The sequence below is a fragment of the Rhizobacter sp. P3_C12 genome, from assembly GCF_056402735.1.
This window is the reverse complement of the sequence record NZ_JBFUGW010000419.1, coordinates 1-3869: the sequence shown is the minus strand read 5'-3', so window position 1 is coordinate 3869 and position 3869 is coordinate 1. Positions and strand designations below refer to the sequence as shown.

At 68.9% G+C, this 3869-nt stretch carries 4 protein-coding genes; 1 reads left to right on the top strand and 3 read right to left on the bottom strand.

What is annotated here, in order from left to right; translation table 11 throughout:
- The first annotated feature begins 205 nt into the window (after nucleotides 1-205).
- A complete protein-coding gene (locus tag AC1DXV_RS32370; RefSeq protein ID WP_477872026.1) occupies nucleotides 206-1114 on the top strand; it encodes a cation diffusion facilitator family transporter in 909 nt (302 codons plus the stop codon).
- A 14-nt stretch (nucleotides 1115-1128) separates the two neighbouring features.
- On the opposite strand, the gene AC1DXV_RS32365 is transcribed toward AC1DXV_RS32370, so the two are convergent.
- From AC1DXV_RS32365 to AC1DXV_RS32355, 3 genes are all read right to left on the bottom strand, one after another.
- A complete protein-coding gene (locus AC1DXV_RS32365) occupies nucleotides 1129-2217 on the bottom strand; it encodes a PA0069 family radical SAM protein (RefSeq protein WP_477872030.1) in 1089 nt (362 codons plus the stop codon).
- Between the two features lie 98 nt (nucleotides 2218-2315).
- Entirely contained in the window at nucleotides 2316-3341 is a 1026-nt protein-coding gene (locus AC1DXV_RS32360; protein WP_477937580.1) for an SDR family oxidoreductase, read from the bottom strand.
- 60 nt (nucleotides 3342-3401) lie between these two features.
- Nucleotides 3402-3869, bottom strand: a 468-nt coding sequence (locus tag AC1DXV_RS32355) for a hypothetical protein (RefSeq protein ID WP_477937578.1), incomplete at its 5' end; no start/stop codon positions are given.

The window sequence follows — 3869 nt, the reverse complement described above, 5'->3', positions numbered from 1 at the left end:
GTCAAACAGTGGGCGACAGTCAGTGCACGAAGCGTGCTGCGCACGCGGGCCATGAAACCAGTCAGCGGAGGGAAGTCTTCGCCCCCCAGGGGGCGAAGACCGCCCCGGCCGGCGCACCACAGCCTCCCCGCACGCGCCTTCAAGCGCCAATACAGAACCAACGACAGTTAAAGTCCGCGCTTCCAACGACTCCGAACGAGAAGCCGTGTCCGCCTCCTCCGACTCCCTGAAGTCCATCTTCTTCGCGCTCGGCGCCAACTTCGCGATCGCCATCGCGAAGACCGTCGGCGCCGTGTTCACCGGTTCGTCGTCGATGCTGGCCGAGGCCATCCACTCGTACGCCGACTGCGCCAACCAGGGCCTGCTGATCTGGGGCCTGAAGGAAGCGAAGAAGGCACCCACCGCCGACCACCCGCTCGGCTACGGCAAGGCGATCTACTTCTGGAGCTTCATCGTCGCGCTGATGCTGTTCAGCATGGGCGGCCTGTTCTCGATCTACGAAGGCGTGCACAAGCTGCACGACACCGAGCCGGTGAAGTACGCCGGCGTCGCGATGGCCATCCTCGCGTTCGGCGTCGTCGCCGAGAGCGTCTCGCTGTGGGGCTGCCTGCGCGAGATCAACAAGGAGCGCGGCACGCAGACGCTGTGGCAATGGTTCCGCCGCTCGCGCCAGAGCGAGCTGATCGTCGTGCTCGGCGAAGACCTGGCAGCCCTCGGCGGCCTGGTCGCCGCGCTCGCCTTCATCGGCCTGGCCGTGCTCACCGGCAACCCGATGTGGGATGCCATCGGCTCGATCGTGATCGGCGTGCTGCTGGTGGTGGTCGCGATCCTGGTGGGCACCGAGGTCAAGTCGCTGCTGGTCGGCCAGAGCGCCGAGCCGACGGTGCTGGCCGCGATGCGCGAGCACATCGCTGCGCAGCCCGAGGTGGCGCAGATCTACAACCTGCTGACGCAGCAGCTCGGCAACGACGTGATGGTGGCCGTGAAGGCGCGCATGGCGCCGCAGCCGTCGGACGTGGCGCTGATCGAGGCGATCAACCGGGTGGAAGCCGGATTGCGCACCGCGTTTCCGTCGATCCGCTGGATCTTCTTCGAGCCAGATCTTCGCGACTGACCTTCGAGACTGAATCAGAACAACTCGCCCTGCCCGTTCGCCGGCGGCAGCCGCGGCTTGCGGAACAGCGTCAGGTCGAGTTCGGTTCGCACGCGGTTCATGCCGTGGCGCGCGCAGGCCTTGCGAAAGCGCTGCGAGATCAGTTCCGCCCACACGCCCTCGCCCTTCATGCGCTTGCTGAACGTGGCGTCGTAGTCCTTGCCGCCGCGCATGTCGCGGATGCGCGCCATCACGCGGGCCGCGCGCTCGGGGAAATGCTGGTCGAGCCACTGCTGGAACAGCGGGTTCACCTCCCAGGGCAGGCGCAGGATGATGCTGAAGGCCGAGCGCGCGCCGGCCTCGGCCGCCGCCTCGACGATGCGCTCGATCTCGGGCTCGTTGATGAACGGGATCACCGGCGAGATGCTCACGCCCACCGGCACGCCGGCCTCGGCCAGCGTCTTGATGGTGCGCAACCGGCGCTGCGGCGACGCGGCGCGCGGCTCGAGGATGCGAGACAGCTCGGCATCGAGCGAGGTCACCGACACGTACACCGCCGCCAGCCCGCGCGCTGCCATCGGCGCGATCAGGTCGAGATCGCGCTCGACGCCGGACGACTTGGTGACGATCGAGAACGCGTGGTCGCAGCCATGCAGCACCTCGAGGATCGATCGCGTGATGCCGAGCTTGCGCTCGACTGGCTGGTAGGCGTCGGTGGCCGAGCCGATGTTCAGCATCTGCGGCTCGTAGGCGCGGCTCGCGAGCGCCTCGCGCAGGCGTTCGGCGGCGTTGACCTTCGCGATGATGCGGGTCTCGAAATCGAGCCCCGGCGACATGTTGAGGTAGCTGTGCGTGGGCCGAGCGAAGCAGTAGATGCAGCCGTGCTCGCAGCCGCGGTACGGGTTGATCGACAGGTCGAAGTGCACGTCGGGCGAGTCGTTGCTCGCGAGGATGCTCTTGACCCGCTCCTCGATGATCTGCGTGGCCCGCGGCAGGTGCTCTTCGCTCGCCTGCTGCTCGAGCGTGCCCCAGCCGTCGTCGAAGTCTTCGCCGCCCCGCGCCGTGAAGCGGTGCTCGATGGCCCAGGCGGTGCCGCGGCCCTTGGTGGCACCGGGCGCGGGCATCGGCACGAGCGGCTGGATCGGCGGGCGGGACTGGATCGGGTTGAACTTCGGCGGCATACTGTAAATATATACAGTATTCTCCGCCGAAGCCAGCCGGATCAGATCGCGCCGACGCTCCCCGTCACCGGCAGCACGATGCCGGTGATGTAGCCCGAGCAGGCCGGCGACGCGAGGAACACGTAGGCCGGCGACAGTTCTTCCGGCTGCGCGGCACGCCGCATGTCGGTGCTCTTGCCGAATTCCGCGACCTTCTCGGCCGGCGAGTCGGCCGGGTTCAGCGGCGTCCAGACCGGCCCGGGCGCCACCGCATTGACGCGGATGCCGCGGTGCAGCACGTTGCTCGCGAGCGACTTGGTGAACGCGTGGATCGCGCCCTTGGTCGTGGAGTAGTCCAGCAGGTGCGCGCTGCCCTCGAGCCCGGTCACCGAGCCGGTGTTGATGACCGCGCCGCCGCGGCCCATGTGCGGCAGCGCGGCGCGGGCCATGTGGAAGTAGCCGTAGACGTTGGTGCGCAGCGTCTCGTCGAAGCGCTCGTCGGTGATGTCCTCGATCGCATCGGCATGCTCCTGGAACGCGGCGTTGTTGACCAGCACGTCGAGCTTGCCGAAGGCCTTCACCGCCCGGGCCACCGCAGCGCGGCAGAACGCCGGGTCGCGCACGTCGCCGGGGATCAGCACGCAGCGGCCGCCTTCGGCCTCGACGCAGCGCTTCGTCTCCTCGGCGTCTTCATGCTCGTTCAGGTAGACGATCGCGACATCGGCGCCTTCGCGCGCGAACAGCACCGCCACCGCGCGGCCGATGCCGGAATCGCCGCCGGTGATCAGCGCCGCGGCATCCTGCAGCTTGTGGCTGCCCTCGTAGTACGGTGCGAGGAACTTGGGCTTCAGCTCGAGTTCGGCTTCCAGCCCCGGCTTGTCGATGTGCTGCGCGGGCAGTTGGGCCGGTTGCTCGCGGGCACCGGCCTGCACGGGCGTCTTGCTCTTCTGCTGGTCGGTGGAGGCCTTCTTCGCGTCGGCGCTGTCCTGCGCGGCCTGGATGCGACGGTGCTTCACCGCGACCGCATCGCCCTCGTCGGCTCGCGGTCGGTCGGTCCGGGAAGTCTGGCGGGCGGTCTTGGTGGGCATGCTGCACTCCGTTCGGGTCGATGCCCGAACGGCGGCAAGCCGCATGCCTGCATGGGGATGTCAGACCGGCAACAACTGGCTGTCGCTGCGCCAGCTCGCCCGCACCGCGTTGTGCGTCAGCGCGCGCGCGGCGCGCACCGCGGCGGTCGCGCCGGAGCGGCGGCCGGCCACCTGGTCGAGCCAGGCGGCGAGGATCGGGTTGCGGCGCGCCAGCGTGGTCCAGCTGCTGCGCCAGCAGCGCGACAGGTCGGCATGCGGCTGCAACTGGCGGCGCGCACTGCGCGGCAAATCCTGGCCCGGGTGTTCGCTGAACACCTTGCCGAGATCGAACAGGAAGGCGGTGGCAGAGCAGATCTGCTGCAGCTCCGAGACGATCGGCGGCAGCGGCTTGCGGCTGCGCGCGTCGTGGTCGGCGTTCATCGCGAACTCGGCCGCGGTGATGCTGGCTTCGAGCAGGCCGTACATGTCGGCATGGTGGTCGATCGCGGCCGGCTGCTGTCGGCATGGTGGTCGATCGCGGCCGGCTGC